Source organism: Serratia sp. Je.1.23.a (assembly GCF_051129805.1).
Lineage (GTDB): Bacteria > Pseudomonadota > Gammaproteobacteria > Enterobacterales > Enterobacteriaceae > Serratia > Serratia liquefaciens.
The window spans coordinates 1416074-1435850 of sequence record NZ_JBCPSR010000001.1; the positions used below are offsets into that span (position 1 = coordinate 1416074).

Consider the following 19777-nt stretch of genomic DNA (forward strand, 5'->3'; position numbering starts at 1 on the left):
TGCGGCGTCAGATCGATTGAGATCCTGACGCCGCTGGCGCAGAATAGAATCACGATTTTTCAGTTGGTTGATAACCCAATGATTGAAAATAATGAATTTGATGTTGCGGACCTGCGCCGTGAATACACCCGGGGTGGCCTGCGTCGCAACGATCTGACCGCCAATCCGCTGGAGCTGTTCGAAAAGTGGCTTAAACAGGCCTGCGACGCTCGTTTGGCCGATCCGACTGCCATGTGTGTGGCAACCGTGGATGAAAATGGTCAACCCTATCAGCGTATTGTTTTGCTTAAGCATGTGGATGAAAAAGGGTTGGTGTTCTACACCAACCTGGGCAGCCGCAAAGCACAGCAATTGGCGAATAACCCGCATATCAGCCTGCTGTTCCCGTGGCACATGCTTGACCGCCAGGTGATTTTCCTCGGTAAGGCGGAGCGGCTTTCCACTTTAGAAGTAATGAAGTACTTCGCCAGTCGCCCGAAAGACAGCCAGATCGGCGCTTGGGTGTCGCAGCAGTCATCGCGCATTTCCGCGCGCGGGGTGCTGGAAAGCAAATTCCTCGAGCTGAAGCAAAAATTCCAACAGGGCGAAGTCCCGCTGCCGAGTTTCTGGGGCGGATTCCGGGTCAATTTCGACTCCGTCGAGTTCTGGCAGGGCGGTGCCAACCGCCTGCACGACCGTTTCCTGTACCAACGGGACGGGAATGACTGGAAAATTGACCGACTGGCGCCCTGAAGACCGAAAATCCCCCTTAAGCGCTGGCACTGATGTCGCCGGCGCTTTATTCTATGCGGTATTCTGAATTTTATATTTCGCCAGTGGGCGAAAGGTCGTGTACCGACAAAGGTGCATTCGTTTATACATGGAGTCATTGATGGCAAGCAGCAACTTGATTAAACAACTGCAAGAGCGGGGCCTCGTTGCCCAGGTTACGGATGAGGAAGCGTTAGCAGAGCGACTGGCGCAAGGGCCAATTGCACTGTATTGCGGTTTCGATCCGACCGCTGACAGCTTGCATTTGGGCCATCTGGTTCCTCTGTTGTGCCTGAAGCGTTTCCAGCTTGCCGGCCACAAACCGGTCGCGCTGGTGGGGGGCGCCACGGGGCTTATCGGCGATCCGAGCTTCAAAGCGGCTGAACGTAAGCTGAACACCACCGATACCGTGAACGAGTGGGTAGAAAAAATCCGCAAACAGGTTTCTCCGTTCCTGGATTTCGACTGTGGCAACAACAGCGCGGTAGCAGCCAACAACTACGACTGGTTCGGCGGCATGAACGTGCTGACCTTCCTGCGTGATATCGGCAAACACTTCTCCGTCAACCAGATGATCAACAAGGAAGCGGTGAAGCAGCGTTTGAACCGTGACGATTCCGGTATCTCGTTCACCGAGTTCTCCTACAATCTGCTGCAGGGCTTCGACTTCGCCGAGCTCTACAACCGTCATCAGGTTGAGCTGCAGATCGGCGGATCCGACCAGTGGGGCAACATCACCTCAGGTATCGATCTGACCCGCCGCATGCATCAGCAGCAGGTGTTCGGCCTGACCGTGCCTTTGATCACCAAAGCCGACGGCACCAAATTCGGCAAAACCGAAGGTGGCGCAGTCTGGTTGGCACCTGAAAAAACCAGCCCGTACAAGTTCTACCAGTTCTGGATCAACACCGCCGACGCCGACGTGTACCGCTTCCTGAAGTTCTTCACCTTTATGGATCTGGCCGAAATCAACGCGCTGGAAGAAGAAGACAAGAACAGCGGCAAGGCACCGCGTGCCCAGTATGTGTTGGCAGAAGAAGTGACCGGCATGGTGCATGGTGCGGAAGGCTTGGCTGCGGCCAAACGTATCACCCAGAGCCTGTTCTCCGGTGCACTGCACGACATGACTGAAGCTGACTTCGCTCAGTTGGCGCAGGACGGTATGCCGACCATCAAGCTCGATGGCGACGCCGATCTGCAACAGGCGCTGGTGAATGCCGAGCTGGTACCTTCACGCGGCCAGGCTCGCACCATGATTGGCTCCAATGCAGTCACCATCAACGGTGAGAAGCAGTCTAACGCCGAATACACCTTCAGCGACGCCGATCGCCTGTTCGGTCGTTATACGCTGCTGCGTCGCGGCAAAAAACATTACTGCCTGGTAGATTGGCAGTAAACGAAATTGCAGCAAAGGGGCCCTCAGCGGCCCCTTTATTTTTAAGGCATCAGAGCAAATTTTTGATGAAAAACATTCTTTCTATTCAGTCTCATGTGGTGTTTGGCCACGCGGGCAACAGTGCGGCAGAATTTCCGATGCGCCGCATGGGCGTTAACGTCTGGTCGTTGAACACCGTCCAGTTCTCCAATCACACCCAGTACGGCAAGTGGACCGGTTGCGTGATGCCAGCCAGCCACCTGACGGAAATTGCCCAGGGTATTGCGGATATCGATCAACTCAAGCATTGCGATGCCGTGCTGAGCGGTTATATCGGTTCGCCGGAGCAGGGTAGCCATATTCTGGAAATCGTGCGTCAGGTCAAACAGGCCAATCCGCACGCCTGGTATTTTTGCGATCCGGTCATGGGTCACCCTGAAAAAGGCTGCATCGTGGCACCGGGCGTGGCGGAGTTTCATTGTCAGCAGGCATTACCGTGCAGCGACATGATCGCGCCAAACCTGCTGGAGCTGGAGTTGTTGAGTCAGCGCACCGTCGCGAATGTTGATCAAGCGGTAAGCGCTGCGCGTGAGCTAATTGCCAAGGGACCGAAAGTGGTGCTGGTCAAGCACCTGAGCCGCGCCGGTTACCATCCGGACTGTTTCGAAATGCTGTTGGTTACGGCGGATGAAGCCTGGCACATCAGTCGTCCGCTGGTGGATTTTGGCAGCCGCCAACCGGTAGGCGTGGGCGATCTGACCAGCGGCCTGTTGCTGGTTAATCTGCTTAAGGGCGAGGCGCTTGATCAGGCGCTGGAGCACGTGACGGCGGCGGTTTATGAAGTGATGCTGACAACTCAGGCAATGGGACAGTACGAACTACAGGTGGTGGCGGCTCAGGATCGTATCGTGCAGCCAGACTGTGATTTTAAAGCGGTAAAGCTGTAATTAAGCTGACGCTGTGCCCCGGCGGATTATCGCGCCGGGGCCAGGAAATTATTTCAATCCTTCCGCGTTCAAGGTGGCATCTACTGCCGGCCGTGCGGCCACGCGATCAAAATAGGCCGATAGGTTGGCGTGCTTTTTGAGATCAAACTGCATGGCGATAGCCCAGCGCAGAATGGTAAACAAATAGGCATCTGCCACACTAAACCGGTTCCCCAGCAAGAAATGTTGCTTCGCCAGCACTGAATCCAGATAGCTGAACTGCTTCTCCAGTTTTTCCCGCGTGAAGGCTTTGTATTCTTCAGGCGTTTTCGGGTTAAACAGCGGGCTGAAACCCTTGTGCAGTTCGGTAGCAATATAGTTAAGCCACTCAATTGCATGGTAGCGCGACAGCGTGCCCGCTGCGGGGATCAGACCGCGATCCGGCACGCGATCGGCCAGGTATTGCACAATCGCGACGCCTTCGGTCAGCAGACTGCCGTCATCCAACAGCAGCGCAGGCACTTGTCCTTTCGGGTTGATGGTCAGATAGTCGGCACCGCTTTCCGTTTTCTTCAGCGCCAGATCGACCTTTTCCGCCGTGAAATCCAGGCCCGCCTCACGCAGTACAATGTGTGGAGACAGAGAACAGGCACCGGCTTTATAGAACAGTTTCATCGAAAGCTCCTTGATAATGATGAGTGACAGGCATGCTTAACTTCTGATCCTAGCTCTATAACGCCAAAATTACAGCGGGTTAAACGACAAATTTAACTTATCAACGCGGCTTCGGGCTGCAACTGCGCCAGGGTGACGGCAATTTGCTGTTGCAATGCCTGCGGCGCGATTTGCATGGGCGAACGCAACTCGTTACGGATCAGACCCTGCTGCGCCAATGCGGCTTTGACCGGGGCTGGGTTCGGGAAGCTGAACATTTGCTGGATCATCGGCAGCAGGCCATAGAAGTTAGCGCGGGCGGCAACCAAATCGCCGTCGGCGACCTGCTGCACCAATTGCACAAAACGCTGCGGCTGAATATGCGCGGAAGCAGAAATCGCCCCGGTGCCGCCCAGGCACAGCGTCGTCAGGATCAGGTTATCTTCCCCGGTCAGTACGTCGATTTCACCGTCGTTAATCAGCGCCATGGTGGTGTCTGGATTACCACCGCAGTCCTTGATGGCTTTCACCTGCGGATGGCGTGCAATCTGGCGCAGGGTTGTCAGCTCCATCACCACGCCGGTGCGTTGCGGAATGTTGTACAGGATCACCGGCACGCTTGAGGCGTCGGCCAACTGGGTGAAATAGTCCACCAGACCGCATTGCGACGGGCGAATGTAGTAGGGGGCGGGGATCAGCACGCCGGCGACGTCGCGCAGCTGGATCGCCTGTTGCATTTGCAATGTGTCGATCAGGTTATTGCCGGCCAGCCCCATCACCACCTGATGGGCAGGCGTCACGGCCAGCACGGCATCGAGCACCGCCAGCTGTTCTTCCTTGCTTAACGCGGCAGCCTCACCGGTGGTACCGCAAACCACCAACCCATCGACGCCAGAGGCGATCAGGTGTTGGGCCAGCCGTTGGGTGGCGGGCAGGTCAACGGCGTTGTGATTAAATGGGGTCACCAGCGCAACCCAGATACCGGAAAATGAGGCCATAGTAATTTCCTTCAATGCGAACAATAAGAAGCCAGATGAGATAACAAGAGGGGAAACGAGTCGTACACCGCCCAGTCAGCTCATCTGACGGGACAGCGCGCCCCGATCAAATGAGCGTCTGTTTCTTCGAGTAAACTGCCACCAAACCTTCAAGCGGCAATGCCGATATTTGCGCAGCGTCATTGTGGTTGAGGTGAGTCATGGCGGTCTCTTGAAAAGGGGTAATGCGATGATAATGAATATTCTGCATGATGCTGTCAATTTGCAACAGGTTGATAACACGGTTATTCATGATGAAACCGCGCTGATGAGTTTGGCTAATAAGCCGGGAAAAGGAAAACCCCGCCTTGGCGGGGCGAAATTGATTAGCGGGGACGGCGTGCGCCGTTGATCGAAGCCGACCAACTGAACGTTTCCCCGGTGGGTTGAACGCGATTGGCTTTGCGTTCGGCCCGGGTGGCTTTTTCAATTTTCTCGCGGGCGGCAGTGATGCGAGCCACCACCTCATCCTTGATCTTGTTATTCTCGCCATTGGTCAAGGCGCGCCCGAGGCTTTTACGTGCCTTGTCCAACTCGGTTTTTACTTCACGTTGCTCGCTTTCCGTCATGTCTTTCAGCGTCAGTTTTTTCATTTTTGCAGCCTGGTCAGTGAAGTTGGCATCCAGTGTACAGCAATTAGCGGTGTGAAGATGCTGCTGCCGTAACGGAAATGCCAGTTTGCAGGGCGCTGGCGCGTTACATCTCTTCCAGCAGTTCGCTGAGGAAACGCCGCATGCGTTCGGTACGTTCCAGCGCCATTTTCTTGCCGGTGGCGGTTTGGAAACCTTCCTGCAGTTTGAATAACTTGGTTTCGAAGTGATCCAGGGAAAAACGCTTGTCGTCATATTGGCGCTGTTCCGCCAGCGGATCGGCGGCATCGTACAGCGCGCTGCGCATGCGTCCACCAATATAGAAACAACGCGCTACGCCAATCATGCCGATAGCGTCCAGACGGTCTGCGTCCTGAATGATTTTTGCCTCCAGGCTCTCCGGGGTAATGGCTGCGGAGAAGCTGTGGGCCTCGATGGCATGGGCGGTTTCGGCAATGTCCTGCGGCTCCCAGCCCAGCTGTTTGAGCACCAGGGCGCCTTTCTCTGCCGCCATGCGCGAGGCCAGATGGCGCTGTGGCGAGTTTTTTTCCACTGCCACACAGTCATGCAACAGCACGGCCGCACACAGGATGCGACGGTTGCCGCCTTCTTGTTGGCTGATTTTGCGGGTGTTTTTCCACACGCGATGCAGATGTGCCACGTCATGAGAGCCATCATCGGAATCGAGCGTCAGCGGCAACAACGCCTGAGCCAGTTCCTGATGGGGGGCGAAAGGCTGTAGTAAGGCTTGCGTCAGTGGTGAAGAATGCACGTGTTTTGTTCCTTGTGGGCGGAAAACCTCAATCATAACCCCCTTTGATGCGGCGGTGATGACAGCGCAATGTTCTAATTGTTTACTACAATGCAACAGACTATTGCCGCAATCGCGGTTTTTATACCGGAATAAGCAACTTACAATGACGCCATTCCGGTCATCTCCGCTTGGTGTAAACCTGTGTCTGCGGGGTATGGCCGGAATATCCTGCAGACGCCACCGGAGAAAGATCATGCCTACGAATCTTGAAATTGTACGCGCCACCTATGAGGGCGGTAGTGCCGAAGAGAATGGCCGCAACCTGCTGGCAGCGCTGGCGCCAGATGCCGAGTGGACCGAAGCGGCGGGGTTTCCTTATGCCGGCACCTATATCGGCCCGCAGGCGATATTCAAAAATGTTCACCAGCGTTTGGGGACGGAATGGCAGGGCTATCGCGCCGATGTCGACCACTTTTATGATGCCGGCGAAACCGTGATTGCGCAGGGTTTCTACCATGGCACCTACGCGGCCACCGGAAAGTCCTTCACCGCATCCTTTGCGCATATTTACCAGCTGCGCGCGGGAAAAATTGTTAAGTTCGTGCAAATCGTCGACAGCGCAAAAGTGCTGGAAGCAATGCAGGACTAAAGGCCGCTGTGCTTGCCAAATTTGCGATCGTACTCCCGCCGATAACCGCGCGCTTTGTTGCGATCGCGGATCCACAAATATCCGCACACCAGCGCAACGGCGCCTGAAAAGGTAATGTTGCGCATATCCCGGTCATAAAAAAATACCAGTATGGCGTCCAGCGCCGCGATAAAGGCAATCCACTTATACATATGGGATTGCCGACGCGTGGCGGCGTTGAGGCGCTTTAACTGTCTGGCTTCGTGCATAACCGGCTTTTGCTGCATTAACGTCTCGGCGGTAATAAAGTTCCTAGCTGTAAATTAGCAGAATAGTCCCAATGGCGGCAAAGGGTAACGCACGCGATGCCTACGGGCACCTTACGTTCACAGCGCCAGAACGGCTTCGATCTCAACGCTGACCTGTGGCGAGAACAAGGCGCTGACCGCGACCAGTGAGCAGGCCGGAAGCGCGCCGTCGCAATAGTCAAACAGTATCGGCCGGATGGCCGGCAAATCGCCGATATCTGTCAGAAACACGGTTATTTTAATCAGCGCTTTGAGGTTCGTGCCCTCTGTGGCGGCGATGGTTGCCAGTTGCTCCAGAACCGCCTGCGTCTGTTGCTGGGTCGTTTGCCCCTGAGCCTCGGTGGCAAATGCCGTCAGGCCGGAAACATACAGCGTATCCCCGTGGCGTACGGCATGGACATAGGGCCCCCCCGGCGTAGGCAGATGCGGATAATTAATGCGCTTTAATGATGTCATGGTAAAAACCCCGAGAGATAAATTAAAAAAGTAAACAAACTTGGTTAGGATAGTGCGATGAACATCGGAAGTACGCTGCGATATATTGATTTTAAATAATATCACTACCATTCATTTATAACTGTGAAGGACGTTTCAGGGTAATGAATTCGGCCTTAATTCCTTACATGCAACGCTGGCAGCTACAGCCCGACGGCCAGGCGTTTGAAACTCACAGCAGCCTGCTGATGCCCGTTCGCTATCAGGGGGCCGCCGCCATGTTGAAAATAGCCCGCGAACAGGAAGAAAAGTTCGGCGGTTTATTGATGTGCTGGTGGCAGGGCGAAGGTGCTGCGCGGGTGCTGGCCTGGCATGAGGATGGGATCTTGCTGGAGCGTGCGCAAGGCAGCCGCTCGTTGCCGCAAATGGTGCGCGATGGCGACGATCGTCAGGCGACGGAAATTCTTTGCCAGGTTGTTGCCCGCCTGCATGCACCACGTGCCGAACCCTTACCGGAACTCATTCCTTTGCACCAATGGTTTAACTCACTGTGGCCGGCGGCGCAGGCGCACGGTGGCATGCTGCGCCTCAGCGCCAGGGTGGCCGCAGAATTGCTGACCAGCCCGCGTGAACAGACCGTGTTGCACGGAGATATACACCATGACAACGTGCTGGATTTCGGTGAGCGTGGCTGGCTGGTGATCGACCCTAAACGCCTTTATGGCGAACGCGCGTTCGACTACGCCAACATCTTCTGCAACCCCAACTACGGTATTGCTACTGACCCAGACATTTTTCAGCGGCGAGTCGTGCAGATCTGCCAACTGGCTGGGCTGGAACGCCAGCGTCTGCTGCAGTGGATCCTTGCCTGGGCAGGGCTGTCCGCCGCCTGGTTTATGGAGGACGGCGAAGCGGCGGATATCGATTTCCGTGTCGCCGAGCAGGCGGCGCTCGCACTGGGCCTGTCGTTACCGGAAGGGGATTCAGGGTTCATCCTGCCAATAATCGAGCGACGCTGAAGGCCGCTGTAAATAGCGTACCATTTCACCATTTTGGTCCACGGCCATCGCCTGAAATTTGCCTGAGTCAGGATATTCCACCAGTTCGGGCTGCTCGCGGGTGCTGACAGACAGATATTTTAGCGGCGCATCCGACGTGTTGATGATCTGATGCGGGTATTCCGGGCCCGGCGGAATGAAAATAACGTCCCCGCTTTTGATCGGCAGCCGCTCCCCGGCAACCCGTAAGGTGCCGATCCCCTCCAGCACGATGAACATCTCCTCCTGCGCATAGTGGAAGTGATAAGGGCATGAACGCATGCCCGGGGCTACCACGTCGATAGAAGCCCCCAGTTTTTTGGCTGCGGTACCGGTGCCCAAACGGGCGCCGATGCTGTCATACAGCGGTGGACGGTTGTCGTGTGATTTATCAACCTGGTCGAAATTACGGATCAGACGCTGGGCTAACAGCGTGGCATGCTCATTCATAAACATCCTCGTGACAATGTCACTTAGTGATTGACGATGGCAATAGTAAAACCGTCCATGGTTCCCCATCAGTTAAGCAGAAGATCGCTAAAGGGTGAACATTGACGGAGGGACTAAAGCATCTTTCAACCTGCGGACTTAATTCTCGCTGCGGTTCGCGCGGTGTGGCAGTGAAAGGATGATATGAGCGATGGCCCCCCCAATAATCCCCCAAAATGCCGAGCCGACGCCGAGCAGCGTCACGCCGGACGCGGTGATCAGGAAAGCGATCAGCGCGGCATCACGTTGCTTTTCATCTTGCAATGCGCGTTGCAGACTCCCGGCAATGGTGCCCAGCAGCGCCAGCCCGGCAATGGTGTGGATCAAGGCGGCGGGCAATGCGCTGAACAACATGCCGATAACGCCGCCGAAGGCACCGGCCAGCAGGTAAAATACCCCGGCGGCAGCGGCGGCCATATAGCGGCGCTGCGGATGCGGATGCACGTCAGGCCCCATGCAGATCGCGGCGGTAATAGCGGCGATACAAACCGAAAACCCGCCGAACGGCGCCAGCAAAAGTGCGGTCAGCGCCGTCCAGCTAATCAACGGCGAGGTGGGGACGCTGTAGCCGGCGGCCTTGAGGGTGGCGATGCCGGGGGCATTTTGTGACGCCATAGTGACCACGAAGAAAGGCACACCAATCCCTAACAGCGTAGACGCACTAAAGTGTGGCGCAATAAACTCCGGCATGGCGAACGCCAACGGTTGCTGCGCAAGATGGATGTTACCCTGCAGCGCCGCAATCGCCAGGCCGGTCAACAAGGTCAGGACAATCGCGTAGCGGGCCAGATAACGGCGAGTTATCAAGTACACCAGCCCCATTCCCGCGCTCAGCACGAAATTCACCTGTAGCGAAGCGAAGGCATCCAGGCCAAAGCGCAGCAGGATCCCCGCCAGCATCGCCGCCGAAATTGCCTGCGGGATGTAATCCATCAACCGGGCAAACAGCCCGGTCACGCCGCACAGCAGGATCAGCCCGGAGGCAAAGATGAAAACGCCAATCGCTTCGTTGAGTGGGGTTCCTGGCAGACTGGTGACCAGCAGCGCGGCGCCGGGCGTCGACCAGGCGGTCAGGATCGGCGTGCGGTAATACAGCGACAGTCCGAGGGAGGTGATGCCCATCCCCAGCCCCAACATGGTCAGCCAGCCGCCAATCTGCATTGGCGTCGCACCGGCGGCCGCGGCCGCCTGAAAGATAATGGCGGCAGAACTGGTGTAACCGACCAATACCGCAACGAACCCGGCCATCACGGCGGGCAGGGACAGATGACGCAAAGAGAGGGCTGGGCGCATGCCTGACTCCGGTAACGGTCGTGCGTTATAACGCACAGTGAAACGGCAGCATAGCACCGTGCGTTATAGCGCACAAGGGGCTATAATCAGCCGAAAAGCAAGGGAGAAAAACATGCAGGAATTGTCCGGTCATCTGGCACAAACGCTTCGTTCTTTGCGCGTGCAGCGCGGTTGGAGCCTGAATCAGGCGGCGGAAAATACCGGCGTCAGCAAGGCCATGCTGGGGCAGATCGAACGCGGAGAATCCAGCCCAACGGTGGCAACGCTGTGGAAAATTGCGACCGGGTTTAACGTGGCGTTCTCTGCGTTTCTCGAGATCTCACCGCTGCAACAGCAGGCCACGCTGCACCGCTATGGCGATGCGCCAGTGTTTAATCAATACAACGCCGATATGCGTGTCGTCCCGTTGTTTCCCTTCGATCGCCAACTGGGGTTCGACATGTTTGTCATCGATCTGGCTCCAGGGGCGCTCAGCGAGTCTTCTGCACATGAGCCGGGGGTGATCGAGCATGTGATTGTCATCAGCGGCGAGCTGGAGCTGGCCGTCGACGGGCAGTGGTATCACCTGAGCAGCGGCGAGGCGATGCGCTTTCAGGCCGATCGGCCACATGCTTACCGCAATGCCAGCCAACAGACGGTACGCATTCACGATCTGATCCATTACCCTAAATTTTGATTCAACGGCGTGGGCGCAGGCTTTGACTCTGCGCCGCCAAACGCCTACCTTGTTGAAAATGAGTCTTATTAACTTTCAAAGGGAGATTGAACTTGCCAGTCACCAACCGACGCCAGTTTATTAAACTCAGCGCACAAACCGCAGGAGCCGTATTCGCGATGACTTCATTACCCAACAGTATCCGCCTGGCGATGGCGGCAGAAGGGGGCACCAGCGCCGCCGACCAATTCTTGTGGCTGGAAGAGCTGCAGGGCAAAGCCGCACAGGCATGGATCAAGCAGGAAAACCAACGCACCACCGCGCGTTTTGCCCAGGGCGAAGGTTTTCGTCAGGTGGAAAAGCAGGTGCTGGCCATTCTGAATAAAGAGAGCCAAATTCCGTGGGTCACCAAGCGGGATGAGTACTATTACAACTTTTGGCAGGATCAAGCCAATCCACGCGGCCTGTGGCGACGGACCACCTTGCAGGAATATCGCAAGGATCAACCGAACTGGGAAACGGTGCTGGATATTGACGCGTTGGGCAAGGCCGAAGGCAAAGATTGGGTGTTCCATGGCTCGCAGTCGCTGGCTCCCGAATACCGCTATTGCCTGCTGGAGCTGTCGCCGGACGGCGGTGACGCCACCGAAATCCGTGAATTCGATCTGGTGACCAAGCAGTTTGTTAAAGACGGCTTTGTGCTGCCGGTGGCGAAAAGTCAGGCCTCGTGGATTGATAAGGATACGCTGTTTGTCGCCACGGATTTTGGCGCGGGATCCATGACTCAATCAGGTTATGCGCGCATTGCCAAACGCTGGCGGCGCGGCACGCCGTTGAGTGCGGCTCAAACGCTGTATGAAGCGCAACCGCAGGATATGGTGGTATATGCCTATCATGACCATACGCCAGGCTTTGAGCGAAACTACGTGGGCCGCAGCCTGGATTTCTATCGCCGCGAAACCTATCTGCTGACCGCACAAGATCAGAAAATCAAAATTGATATTCCCGCCGACGCCGAGTTCAGCACCCACCGCGAGTGGCTATTGGTTAAGCCGAGCAGCGACTGGCAGGTGGGGGAGACGCGTTATCCTTCCGGTGCATTATTGGCGACCCATTTTGACGATTATCTGGCCGGCAAGCGTGAATTTACGGTGTTATTCACCCCGACCGCGCAGGTGGCGTTAAGTGGCTACAGCGCCACGCGCGATCACCTGATCCTCAGCATCATGGACAACGTGGTAAACCGGTTGGAAGTGCTGACGCCGCAAGAGAATGGCTGGCAGCGCAAGCCGCTGGGCAAACCGGGGGCCATCGGCACCCTGTCCGCCGGCGGCATTGATGAAGAGACCAACGATTACTTCCTGACTCTCAGCGGCTTCCTGCAGCCGACCTCTTTGTACATGGGCAATCTGGACGGCGGGGAGCCGGAACTGCTTAAGCAAGGGCCGCAGGATTTTGACGCCAGTGGTTATCAGGTCAGCCAGCATTTCGCTACGTCAAAAGACGGTACGCGGGTGCCGTATTTCCAAATATCGGCCAAGGACATCAAGCTGGACGGCAGCAACCCTACGCTGCTGTACGGTTATGGCGGGTTTGAGGTGTCGCTCACGCCGGGTTACATGGGAGCCAAGGCGCCGGCCTGGCTGGAGCGTGGCGGGGTGTACGTCGTGGCCAATATTCGCGGCGGTGGTGAGTATGGTCCAGCCTGGCACCAGGCGGCGCTTAAGCAAAACCGTCATCGTGCCTATGAGGACTTTGCCGCAGTGGCGGAGGATCTGATTGCGCGAAAAGTGACATCGTCACAACATCTGGGGGCCCGCGGCGGCAGCAACGGTGGCTTACTGGTAGGCAACATGCTGACGCTGTACCCGCAGCTGTTCGGTTGCATCGTCTGTGAAGTGCCGTTGCTGGATATGCAACGTTATACCCAGCTTTCCGCCGGGGCTTCATGGATTGCTGAATACGGCGACCCGAGCAAAGCGGAAGAGTGGGCGTACATCAAGACTTTCTCGCCGTATCACAACATCAAAGCCGATGTACCTTATCCGCCGGTGCTGTTTTACACCGCCACCAGTGATGACCGGGTCAACCCGTCGCACGCGCGTAAAATGGCGGCGCGGATGCAGCAGATGGGGTACCAGCAGGCCTATTTCTATGAGAATACCGAGGGTGGGCACAGTGCGGCGGCAGACAAACAACAGGCCGCGTTCCACGGTGCGTTGGTCAGCGAGTTCATGTGGACTAACCTGAGCGCTAAACCGAAGGTCTGAATCTCGCAGGACGAGAGATAAAAAAGCCGGGGCAAATGATTGCCCCGGCTTTTTATTGCGATGAAAACCTCGCCGGCGATCAGTTGGCCGCAGCGGCCGCCTGTGCTTTCTTGTTGGTATCTTCAGCGGTGTCCAGCGTCATGCGGTACAGCTTCGGCGCGGTCAGCATCATCAGGATGGCGATCACGGCAGTAGCGATACCGATTTGCATAAACACGTGGCTGTAGATAGCCAGCGAAGCGTGCGCGTCGTTAACATTGCTAGGCACGGCGGTCAGACCGGCGACCTTACCGGCAATCAGCGCGGCAGCGGCGGTGGTCAGGAACCAGGAACCCATGATAAAGCCCATCAGGCGTTGTGGTACCAGTTGCGCCACCATAGCCAGGCCCAGACCGGAGATCATCAGCTCGCCGATACTCTGCAACGCGTAGCTCAGGATCAGCCAGTTAACCGAAACGATACCTTGTTCGTTGGCAAAGCTGGCACCCCACGGCAGCACCAGGAAGGCACCTGAACACAGGATCATACCGAAAGCGAACTTGTGCGGCATCGGCAGACGGTCACCCATCTTGTTATACAGCGCCGCCAGAATAGGGCTGGCCAGCATGATCCAGAACGGGTTCAGCGCCTGATATTGCTCGGGTTCGAAACCAATACCGAGGATGCTGTGTTCCACGTTGTGGATAGCGAAGAAGTTCAGCGAGGTCGGCATCTGGCTGTAGAGCACAAAGAAGACGACCGCTTCCAGCATCAACAGGAAGGCGACGATCATCTTGCGGCGCGCAGCACCGTGCAGCGCAAAGGTTTCTTTGGCGAACACAATCACGATACCGATGGAGATAATCGCCAGTGCCCAGCGGGCAATCACCTGGTTGTGCAGCAACCAGCTGGAAATGGCTACCAGAGCGACTACGCCCACCAGGACCATCAGCAGCTTTTTCACCTGCAGGGGTTTGAAGTCAGGCTTGGAACCGTGCTGTTTAACCCACTTGTGGCACACCATAAAGTTGACCAGGGTGATCAGCATGCCCACCACGCTCAGTGAGAACGCGACGCTCCAACCGTATTTCGCCGCCAGCCACGGTGTGGCCAACATGGAAAGGAAAGAACCGATATTGACGGACATATAGTACATGGTGAATGCACCGTCCAAACGCGGATCGTCTTTCTCATAGCAGGTTGACAGCAGGGAAGATGGGTTAGCCTTGAACAGGCCGCTACCCACGGCGATGGTCGCCATACCCAGGTACACCCAGAAGATTTCATGGCCGGAGTAGGCCACCATGGCGTATCCGACGGCCAGCACCAGCGCGCCCAGCACGATCACGCGCTTGGAGCCCAGCACTTTATCTCCGAGCCAGCCACCGATGGCGACAAAGCCGTACACCAGTGCGCTGAAGGAAGAGAACAGGGTAATCGAGTCGGCTTCGCTCAGGCCAAGCATTTTGACCAGATAAACCGCCATGATGCCTTGCAGGCCGTAATAGCCAAAACGTTCCCACAGCTCGATAGAGAAGATCAGGTAAAACGCCTTGGGTTGTTTGAAGGCGTTAAGACTCACGCTTTCAGGTTGTTCGCTGTTGTTGTTTGCTGTTGACACTGGTACCTCTGATTTTTCACTGCCCCGTCCCAGAGAGACGAGAAATTGCAAAAGGTGATGCAGGACTGCATCCTTCTGCGTTGTTATAGGATGGGATGACGGCGGTTAATGTTCACTATCTTTGTCAACGAGGCAAGGCGTTTGTCATATCCTGTTACATATAACGCTCGCGGAGTGAAACAACCATGTTGCAAATGTTATGCAGCATTAACGTTCGTCTTTATTTGCTTTGCCGAGTTTTTGTTTTGATTAAAAGCTATACGGAATTTAAACAGTGATATATTCTGCTGAATGGAGTTTTATTAGTCCATATCAATAGGTGGGGTGATTAATCCATTGGATTGTTGTGCATATGACGCATTTTGTAAAATTATAGAAATTTAAGAAAACGGGACTGGCGCTTGTGACGGTAATGTGATCTTTAAAACGTGAGGTTTACCGCAATTTTTAACTAATTTTTCGCTTGAAAATAAGCGGGAATTGGGTTTTCTACTGAAATCCGCGAGAACACCAAGGTTACTGCTGCTTGATATCACATTTCCGATAAAAAATAGCTCAATGGGATATGAGGAAGAGACGGGCGCGCGTTGCGCCCGGTGGCAGCGATCAGGCGTCGGGATAAACCTTCTCGTTAAACTCGCAAAGATCTTCAATGATGCAGGAACCGCAGCGCGGTTTACGCGCGATGCAGGTATAACGGCCGTGCAGGATAAACCAGTGGTGGCAATCGACCTTGAACTCGGCCGGCACCACCTTGAGCAGCTTCTCTTCAACCAGATCGACATTTTTGCCCGGAGCGAAACGGGTACGATTGCAAACGCGGAAGATGTGGGTATCTACGGCAATGGTCGGCCAGCCAAAGGCGGTATTGAGCACCACGTTGGCGGTCTTGCGACCGACGCCAGGCAGGGCCTCCAGCGCGGCACGATCTTCCGGTACCTCGCCGCCGTGCAGTTCTAACAGCATGCGACAGGTTTTGATCACGTTCTCGGCTTTGCTGTTAAACAGACCGATAGTCTTGATGTAGTCTTTGACGCCGTCGACGCCCAGGGCCAGCAGGGCGGCCGGGGTGTTGGCCACCGGATAAAGCTTGGCGGTGGCCTTATTGACGCTGACGTCGGTCGCCTGCGCGGAGAGCAGTACGGAGATCAGCAGTTCAAACGGCGTGCTGTACACCAGTTCCGTGGTCGGCTGCGGGTTGTTGTCGCGCAGCCGGGTAAGAATTTCCAGCCGTTTTTGCTTATTCATCAGGCTTTCTCTGTCTGTCCTTGTCCCAGCGTCGGTTCAGCCAGCAAGGCTTTGGCCGTACGCGCTTTCATCCGTTCATCAATCAGGTATTTCAACGCCAAAAGCAGGCCCAGGCCGATAAAGGCCCCCGGTGGCAGCATGGCCAGCAGGAACGGGCTGTCAAAGTGAACCACTTCGATGCGCAATACTTTGGCCCAGCTGCCCAGCAGCATATCGGCGCCGTCGAACAGGGTGCCGTTGCCCAGCAACTCACGCATCGCGCCAAGCGTTACCATTACGCCGGTAGCGCCCAGGCCGATTGCCAGGCCGTCCAGCGCTGACAAACCGATGGGTTTTTTAGAGGCTACCGCTTCGGCGCGGCCCACCACGATACAGTTGGTAACGATCAGGGGAATAAAGATCCCCAGCGATTGATACAGGCCAAAGGCATAGGCATTGATCAACATTTGCACGATGCTGACCGCCGCCGCGATGATCATGACGTAAATGGGAATACGCACTTCATTCGGCACCCAGCGGCGCACCGCGGAAATGGAGCCGTTGGTCAGCGTCAATACCAGGGTGGTCGCCAACCCAAGCCCGAGGGCGTTGGTCACGGTGGACGTCACTGCCAGCAGCGGGCACATCCCCAGCAGCTGTACCAGTGCGGAGTTGTTCTTCCACAACCCCTGGACAATCAGATCTTTGGCTTCACTCATTCGCTGGCTCCACACACAGGTAAGCTATCAAGTTTAGGCGGCAGCGTTTCCATATACAATGCCGTGCGCCGAACGGCGTTGACCACCGCGCGCGGTGTGATGGTGGCGCCGGTGAATTGATCGAACATACCGCCGTCTTTCTTCACCGCCCAGCGTTTATCGTCCGGGCCTTCAATTTTCTTGCCGCTGAAGAACGAAATCCAGTTCGAGATACGCAGCTCAATTTTATCGCCCAATCCAGGCGTTTCATGGTGTTCGACCACGCGGGTACCCAGCACGGTGCCGCTGAAATCAGCGCCGACCAGCAGCTGAATGGCGCCGGAATAGCCGTCCGGCGCGGTGGTTTCTACCGCGGCTGCCGTAGGTTGACCGTTTTTACGCGCCAGATACAGGCGGTGAGGGGCACCGTTGCCCAGCGCCGGATCGCTTACCAGGAAACACTCGGTCTGCATGTCGTTGTCGTAGTGTTCCGGGGGCACCACTTGGTCAAGCAGGGCTTTTTGCTGCAATGCCGCCTGGTGGGCGATGGTTTTTTGCGTCAGGCTATGCACCACCGCGGTCAGGCCGGTAGTCACTGCGGCAAACACCGCCAGCGTGGTGCCATGCTTTCTCATTGAATTCAGCATCATGGCTCCTTAGCGATGGCCGTACACGCGAGGCTGCGTGTAGTGGTCGATGAGCGGTACGGTAATGTTGGCCAGCAGAACGGCGAAGGCAACGCCGTCGGGGTAACCGCCATAAACACGGATAAGCCACACCAGCACGCCAATCAATGCGCCATAAATCAGGCGGCCTTTTGGCGTGGTGGAAGCGCTGACCGGGTCGGTAGCAATAAAGAACGCCCCCAGCATGCTGGCCCCGGAGAACAGGTGGATCAGCGGCGATGCCTGCTGCAGCGGGTCAAGCCACAAGGCCAGCCCGGAGCACACGGCGATAGCTGCCAGCATGCTGAACGGGATCTGCCAGTGGATCAGGCGGCGAGCCAGCATAAACAGCCCGCCGGCCAGGAAACCGAGGTTGACCCATTGCCAACCGATACCGGCCAGAGCGCCACCAAACAGCGGCTGTTGCAACACTTGTTCGACGCTATGGCCACTGCGCAACCCGGTTTTGAAACCGTCCAGCGGGGTGGCCTGGCTGATACCGTCAATCCCCATCTGCAATTCGTGAATGGTGGCGCCCTGCGCGGTATGGCCGCTGAAGATCGCCAACAGGGTATCCTGGAATGAAAGCGCGGTGGCTCGCAGTTCATCCGGCGGCAGCCAACTGGTCATTTGTACCGGGAAGGCGATCAGCAGCACCACATAGCCGACCATCGCCGGGTTGAACGGGTTTTGCCCGAGGCCGCCGTACAGCTGCTTGGCGATGACGATGGCAAAGAAAGTGCCGATGACAATCATCCACCAGGGGGCCAGTGGCGGTAGGCTGATGCCCAACAGCAAGGCGGTCAGCAGGGCAGAATTATCTGCCAGACGCGTGCGAACCGGCAGCTTGCGCAAGGCGAGGATAGCGCCTTCCGCCAGCAGGGCGACCAGCATCGCCAGGGCGGTTTGAATCAGAGTACCGTAGCCAAAGAACCACACCTGCGCCGCGACACCGGGAATACAAGCCAGCATGACCCACAGCATAATACGGCTGGTGCTTTGCTGGTTATGGGTGAAAGGAGAACTGGCGATGTGCAAGCCTTTGGCGGCTGTTTGTTGTACCGGCCTGAACTTCATAGAATAACTACACCTATCTTTGCCGTGCATCGGCAGGTTCAACGCGCCTCTCAGAGGAGCCGCAGGAAAAATTATAGCGCTGCATTCTACCTGAATCACTGCGAGGGTAATACGTCTTAATTTTGCGGGTATTCGGCTTTTAGCACGGGGTGTACGCGAGGGGGAAATTTCTAATGGCGCGATTAGATTTTTTTTGCCGAGAAAAGCGGGGTAGTTTGGTCAGTCAAAACAAAAATCGTCGGCATCACTGGCCGACAACAGGCGATAACCACTGGATTTGCAGGGTATTTTAGGGCCTTTTTTTCGCACAAAATAACAACTTTTGCATAATCTATGTGGGTTATTATCCCGTGTATTATTAAGTTAGTGAATGTACATTAATGACAAATGAAGATGTATTTTTTATTGAAGAACTGATTGAGTGGGTTGAGATACATCTGGAGAAACGGCCTAATCTGGACGAAGTCGCGCGTATTTCCGGCTATTCCAAGTGGCATCTGCAACGCAAGTTTAAACGCATCACCGGCATTCAGCTCGCCACCTATATCCGTTCACGTATTCTGACGCGTGCAGCGGTGGCGTTACGTATCACCCACCGTTCTATCATCGATATTTCAGACGAACTGGGCTTTGATTCCCAACAAACCTTTACCCGCATGTTCAAACAGCGTTTCGACACCACGCCCAATCGTTATCGTTCGATGGACACCTGGGATGTGAAAAACCTGATGCCGCGCTTTAGTTTCGATGCCAATTTCGCAGCCGATTATTACCCAGAAGTGAAACGCCTGACGTTGCCGGATATGCAGCTGGTGGGTTTTTCGCGCCAGTTGGATTTTGCCTCGGAAGCGGAGATCGAACATTCGTCTTGTATGGCGATGAAGGACGAAATCTTCACCGATTTCTTCCGTGGGCTGAGTGTGGATTGTCATCGGGTCTACAGCATTCATTCCGTGCGAAATCGAGATGATGACGCGTATTCGGCCACCCACATCATGGCAGTGGATCCTGAGAACAAACAGGATATTTTGTCGGGCTACCAGATCGACACTATCCCGATCGCCGGGCGTGAATATATTTCTATTAACCATCTGGGCTCGGCGAAAGAATGTTCGCAGTTCTTTGCCTATCTGATCACCCACGTGATGCCGGGGCTGCGTAATGAAGTGAAAGGGAGCGTGGAGATGGAAATAATTCAAACCAAGGAGAGGAATCAGGATTCGAAGATGCGCCAGATTGACGTTGATTATACCTATCTGATCTCTATTGATTAGGGCGTGACTCCAAGGGCTGAGACTATTGGAACGCG

General features: G+C 55.7%; 22 protein-coding genes. 9 read left to right on the plus strand and 13 right to left on the minus strand.

The genetic code is table 11. The annotated features are described in order from the left end of the window. Positions 1 to 78 precede the first annotated feature (78 nt). The 3 genes from pdxH (at position 79) to pdxY (ending at position 3072) form a co-directional block, all read left to right on the plus strand. Complete coding sequence (gene pdxH / locus AAZT04_RS06875; protein ID WP_046373687.1) at positions 79 to 732, plus strand: pyridoxamine 5'-phosphate oxidase; 654 nt, start codon at positions 79 to 81, stop codon at positions 730 to 732. Between the two features lie 139 nt (positions 733 to 871). Further along, complete coding sequence (gene tyrS, locus AAZT04_RS06880; RefSeq protein ID WP_020826694.1) at positions 872 to 2146, plus strand: tyrosine--tRNA ligase; 1275 nt, start codon at positions 872 to 874, stop codon at positions 2144 to 2146. 65 nt (positions 2147 to 2211) lie between these two features. Then, the gene (pdxY, locus tag AAZT04_RS06885) at positions 2212 to 3072 is read left to right on the plus strand and encodes a pyridoxal kinase PdxY (RefSeq protein ID WP_048762694.1); all 861 of its coding nucleotides are present in this window, start codon (positions 2212 to 2214) and stop codon (positions 3070 to 3072) included. 48 nt (positions 3073 to 3120) lie between these two features. On the opposite strand, the gene gstA is transcribed toward pdxY, so the two are convergent. Both gstA and dapA read right to left on the minus strand, forming a co-directional pair. After that, positions 3121 to 3726, minus strand: a complete 606-nt coding sequence (gstA, locus tag AAZT04_RS06890) for a glutathione transferase GstA (protein WP_048762695.1) — start codon at positions 3724 to 3726, stop codon at positions 3121 to 3123. A 92-nt stretch (positions 3727 to 3818) separates the two neighbouring features. Further along, positions 3819 to 4703 carry a 4-hydroxy-tetrahydrodipicolinate synthase gene (gene dapA / locus AAZT04_RS06895; RefSeq protein WP_046373684.1) on the minus strand — a complete coding sequence of 295 codons (885 nt, stop codon included), beginning with the start codon at positions 4701 to 4703 and terminating at the stop codon, positions 3819 to 3821. 229 nt (positions 4704 to 4932) lie between these two features. Here dapA and AAZT04_RS06900 point away from each other — a divergent pair, with 229 nt between their 5' ends. Beyond that, on the plus strand, positions 4933 to 5094 hold the full coding sequence (locus AAZT04_RS06900) for a hypothetical protein (RefSeq protein WP_434679386.1): 162 nt from the start codon (positions 4933 to 4935) through the stop codon (positions 5092 to 5094). On the opposite strand, the gene AAZT04_RS06905 is transcribed toward AAZT04_RS06900, so the two are convergent. Then, positions 5069 to 5335 (minus strand): DUF3811 domain-containing protein, encoded by a 267-nt coding sequence (locus tag AAZT04_RS06905; RefSeq protein ID WP_020826699.1) that lies wholly within the window; start codon positions 5333 to 5335, stop codon positions 5069 to 5071. The two genes, AAZT04_RS06900 and AAZT04_RS06905, sit on opposite strands and share 26 nt — an antisense overlap. A 103-nt stretch (positions 5336 to 5438) precedes the next feature. After that, positions 5439 to 6104, minus strand: a complete 666-nt coding sequence (locus AAZT04_RS06910) for an HD domain-containing protein (RefSeq protein ID WP_234530104.1) — start codon at positions 6102 to 6104, stop codon at positions 5439 to 5441. 235 nt (positions 6105 to 6339) lie between these two features. Between AAZT04_RS06910 and AAZT04_RS06915 the strand changes: the two genes are divergently transcribed. Beyond that, positions 6340 to 6735: a nuclear transport factor 2 family protein gene (locus tag AAZT04_RS06915; RefSeq protein WP_046373681.1), complete on the plus strand. Its 396-nt coding sequence runs from the start codon at positions 6340 to 6342 to the stop codon at positions 6733 to 6735. Here the strand turns inward: AAZT04_RS06915 and AAZT04_RS06920 are convergent. Together AAZT04_RS06920 and AAZT04_RS06925 are read right to left on the minus strand one after the other, a co-directional pair. Then, positions 6732 to 7001: a hypothetical protein gene (locus tag AAZT04_RS06920; RefSeq protein ID WP_044550680.1), complete on the minus strand. Its 270-nt coding sequence runs from the start codon at positions 6999 to 7001 to the stop codon at positions 6732 to 6734. The genes AAZT04_RS06915 and AAZT04_RS06920 overlap by 4 nt on opposite strands. 99 nt (positions 7002 to 7100) lie before the next feature. After that, the gene (locus AAZT04_RS06925; RefSeq protein ID WP_115058931.1) at positions 7101 to 7478 is read right to left on the minus strand and encodes a RidA family protein; all 378 of its coding nucleotides are present in this window, start codon (positions 7476 to 7478) and stop codon (positions 7101 to 7103) included. Positions 7479 to 7621: 143 nt separating this feature from the next. On the opposite strand from AAZT04_RS06925, the gene AAZT04_RS06930 reads away from it, so the two are divergent. Next, positions 7622 to 8476 (plus strand): aminoglycoside phosphotransferase family protein, encoded by an 855-nt coding sequence (locus AAZT04_RS06930; RefSeq protein WP_020826704.1) that lies wholly within the window; start codon positions 7622 to 7624, stop codon positions 8474 to 8476. Here AAZT04_RS06930 and AAZT04_RS06935 read toward each other — a convergent pair. Both AAZT04_RS06935 and AAZT04_RS06940 read right to left on the minus strand, forming a co-directional pair. Continuing rightward, positions 8441 to 8944 (minus strand): cupin domain-containing protein, encoded by a 504-nt coding sequence (locus tag AAZT04_RS06935; protein WP_434679389.1) that lies wholly within the window; start codon positions 8942 to 8944, stop codon positions 8441 to 8443. The two genes, AAZT04_RS06930 and AAZT04_RS06935, sit on opposite strands and share 36 nt — an antisense overlap. Positions 8945 to 9082: 138 nt before the next feature. Next, positions 9083 to 10276, minus strand: coding sequence for a benzoate/H(+) symporter BenE family transporter (locus tag AAZT04_RS06940; RefSeq protein ID WP_020826706.1), 1194 nt, complete (start codon positions 10274 to 10276; stop codon positions 9083 to 9085). 112 nt (positions 10277 to 10388) lie between these two features. On the opposite strand from AAZT04_RS06940, the gene AAZT04_RS06945 reads away from it, so the two are divergent. Both AAZT04_RS06945 and AAZT04_RS06950 read left to right on the plus strand, forming a co-directional pair. Continuing rightward, positions 10389 to 10952 carry a helix-turn-helix domain-containing protein gene (locus AAZT04_RS06945; protein WP_020826707.1) on the plus strand — a complete coding sequence of 188 codons (564 nt, stop codon included), beginning with the start codon at positions 10389 to 10391 and terminating at the stop codon, positions 10950 to 10952. A gap of 158 nt (positions 10953 to 11110) precedes the next feature. Then, entirely contained in the window at positions 11111 to 13201 is a 2091-nt protein-coding gene (locus tag AAZT04_RS06950; protein WP_434679391.1) for a prolyl oligopeptidase family serine peptidase, read from the plus strand. A 79-nt stretch (positions 13202 to 13280) separates the two neighbouring features. On the opposite strand, the gene dtpA is transcribed toward AAZT04_RS06950, so the two are convergent. The 5 genes from dtpA to rsxD all read right to left on the minus strand — a co-directional run bounded on the left by dtpA (position 13281) and on the right by rsxD (position 18468). Next, a complete protein-coding gene (gene dtpA / locus AAZT04_RS06955; RefSeq protein WP_046373676.1) occupies positions 13281 to 14801 on the minus strand; it encodes a dipeptide/tripeptide permease DtpA in 1521 nt (506 codons plus the stop codon). Positions 14802 to 15407: 606 nt separating this feature from the next. Then, on the minus strand, positions 15408 to 16049 hold the full coding sequence (gene nth / locus AAZT04_RS06960) for an endonuclease III (RefSeq protein WP_020826710.1): 642 nt from the start codon (positions 16047 to 16049) through the stop codon (positions 15408 to 15410). Beyond that, positions 16049 to 16747: an electron transport complex subunit E gene (locus AAZT04_RS06965; RefSeq protein WP_020826711.1), complete on the minus strand. Its 699-nt coding sequence runs from the start codon at positions 16745 to 16747 to the stop codon at positions 16049 to 16051. Before AAZT04_RS06965 ends, nth begins: the two co-directional genes overlap by 1 nt. Further along, positions 16744 to 17373 carry an electron transport complex subunit RsxG gene (gene rsxG, locus AAZT04_RS06970; protein WP_020826712.1) on the minus strand — a complete coding sequence of 210 codons (630 nt, stop codon included), beginning with the start codon at positions 17371 to 17373 and terminating at the stop codon, positions 16744 to 16746. Before rsxG ends, AAZT04_RS06965 begins: the two co-directional genes overlap by 4 nt. Positions 17374 to 17382: 9 nt before the next feature. Further along, entirely contained in the window at positions 17383 to 18468 is a 1086-nt protein-coding gene (rsxD, locus tag AAZT04_RS06975; RefSeq protein ID WP_434679393.1) for an electron transport complex subunit RsxD, read from the minus strand. Between the two features lie 380 nt (positions 18469 to 18848). Here rsxD and AAZT04_RS06980 point away from each other — a divergent pair, with 380 nt between their 5' ends. Continuing rightward, positions 18849 to 19742 carry a helix-turn-helix domain-containing protein gene (locus AAZT04_RS06980; protein ID WP_020826714.1) on the plus strand — a complete coding sequence of 298 codons (894 nt, stop codon included), beginning with the start codon at positions 18849 to 18851 and terminating at the stop codon, positions 19740 to 19742. Positions 19743 to 19777: the final 35 nt, after the last annotated feature.

Excerpts from the sequence above, each read along its gene's own strand:
- pdxH (WP_046373687.1), top strand. The coding sequence starts at position 79 with ATGATTGAAAATAATGAATTTGATGTTGCGGACCTGCGCCGTGAATAC.
- tyrS (WP_020826694.1), top strand. The coding sequence starts at position 872 with ATGGCAAGCAGCAACTTGATTAAACAACTGCAAGAGCGGGGCCTCGTT.
- pdxY (WP_048762694.1), top strand. The coding sequence starts at position 2,212 with ATGAAAAACATTCTTTCTATTCAGTCTCATGTGGTGTTTGGCCACGCG.
- gstA (WP_048762695.1), bottom strand. The coding sequence starts at position 3,726 with ATGAAACTGTTCTATAAAGCCGGTGCCTGTTCTCTGTCTCCACACATT.
- dapA (WP_046373684.1), bottom strand. The coding sequence starts at position 4,703 with ATGGCCTCATTTTCCGGTATCTGGGTTGCGCTGGTGACCCCATTTAAT.
- AAZT04_RS06900 (WP_434679386.1), top strand. The coding sequence starts at position 4,933 with ATGATAATGAATATTCTGCATGATGCTGTCAATTTGCAACAGGTTGAT.
- AAZT04_RS06905 (WP_020826699.1), bottom strand. The coding sequence starts at position 5,335 with ATGAAAAAACTGACGCTGAAAGACATGACGGAAAGCGAGCAACGTGAA.
- AAZT04_RS06915 (WP_046373681.1), top strand. The coding sequence starts at position 6,340 with ATGCCTACGAATCTTGAAATTGTACGCGCCACCTATGAGGGCGGTAGT.
- AAZT04_RS06920 (WP_044550680.1), bottom strand. The coding sequence starts at position 7,001 with ATGCAGCAAAAGCCGGTTATGCACGAAGCCAGACAGTTAAAGCGCCTC.
- AAZT04_RS06925 (WP_115058931.1), bottom strand. The coding sequence starts at position 7,478 with ATGACATCATTAAAGCGCATTAATTATCCGCATCTGCCTACGCCGGGG.
- AAZT04_RS06930 (WP_020826704.1), top strand. The coding sequence starts at position 7,622 with ATGAATTCGGCCTTAATTCCTTACATGCAACGCTGGCAGCTACAGCCC.
- AAZT04_RS06935 (WP_434679389.1), bottom strand. The coding sequence starts at position 8,944 with ATGAATGAGCATGCCACGCTGTTAGCCCAGCGTCTGATCCGTAATTTC.
- AAZT04_RS06940 (WP_020826706.1), bottom strand. The coding sequence starts at position 10,276 with ATGCGCCCAGCCCTCTCTTTGCGTCATCTGTCCCTGCCCGCCGTGATG.
- AAZT04_RS06945 (WP_020826707.1), top strand. The coding sequence starts at position 10,389 with ATGCAGGAATTGTCCGGTCATCTGGCACAAACGCTTCGTTCTTTGCGC.
- AAZT04_RS06950 (WP_434679391.1), top strand. The coding sequence starts at position 11,111 with ATGACTTCATTACCCAACAGTATCCGCCTGGCGATGGCGGCAGAAGGG.
- nth (WP_020826710.1), bottom strand. The coding sequence starts at position 16,049 with ATGAATAAGCAAAAACGGCTGGAAATTCTTACCCGGCTGCGCGACAAC.
- AAZT04_RS06965 (WP_020826711.1), bottom strand. The coding sequence starts at position 16,747 with ATGAGTGAAGCCAAAGATCTGATTGTCCAGGGGTTGTGGAAGAACAAC.
- rsxG (WP_020826712.1), bottom strand. The coding sequence starts at position 17,373 with ATGCTGAATTCAATGAGAAAGCATGGCACCACGCTGGCGGTGTTTGCC.
- rsxD (WP_434679393.1), bottom strand. The coding sequence starts at position 18,468 with ATGAAGTTCAGGCCGGTACAACAAACAGCCGCCAAAGGCTTGCACATC.
- AAZT04_RS06980 (WP_020826714.1), top strand. The coding sequence starts at position 18,849 with ATGACAAATGAAGATGTATTTTTTATTGAAGAACTGATTGAGTGGGTT.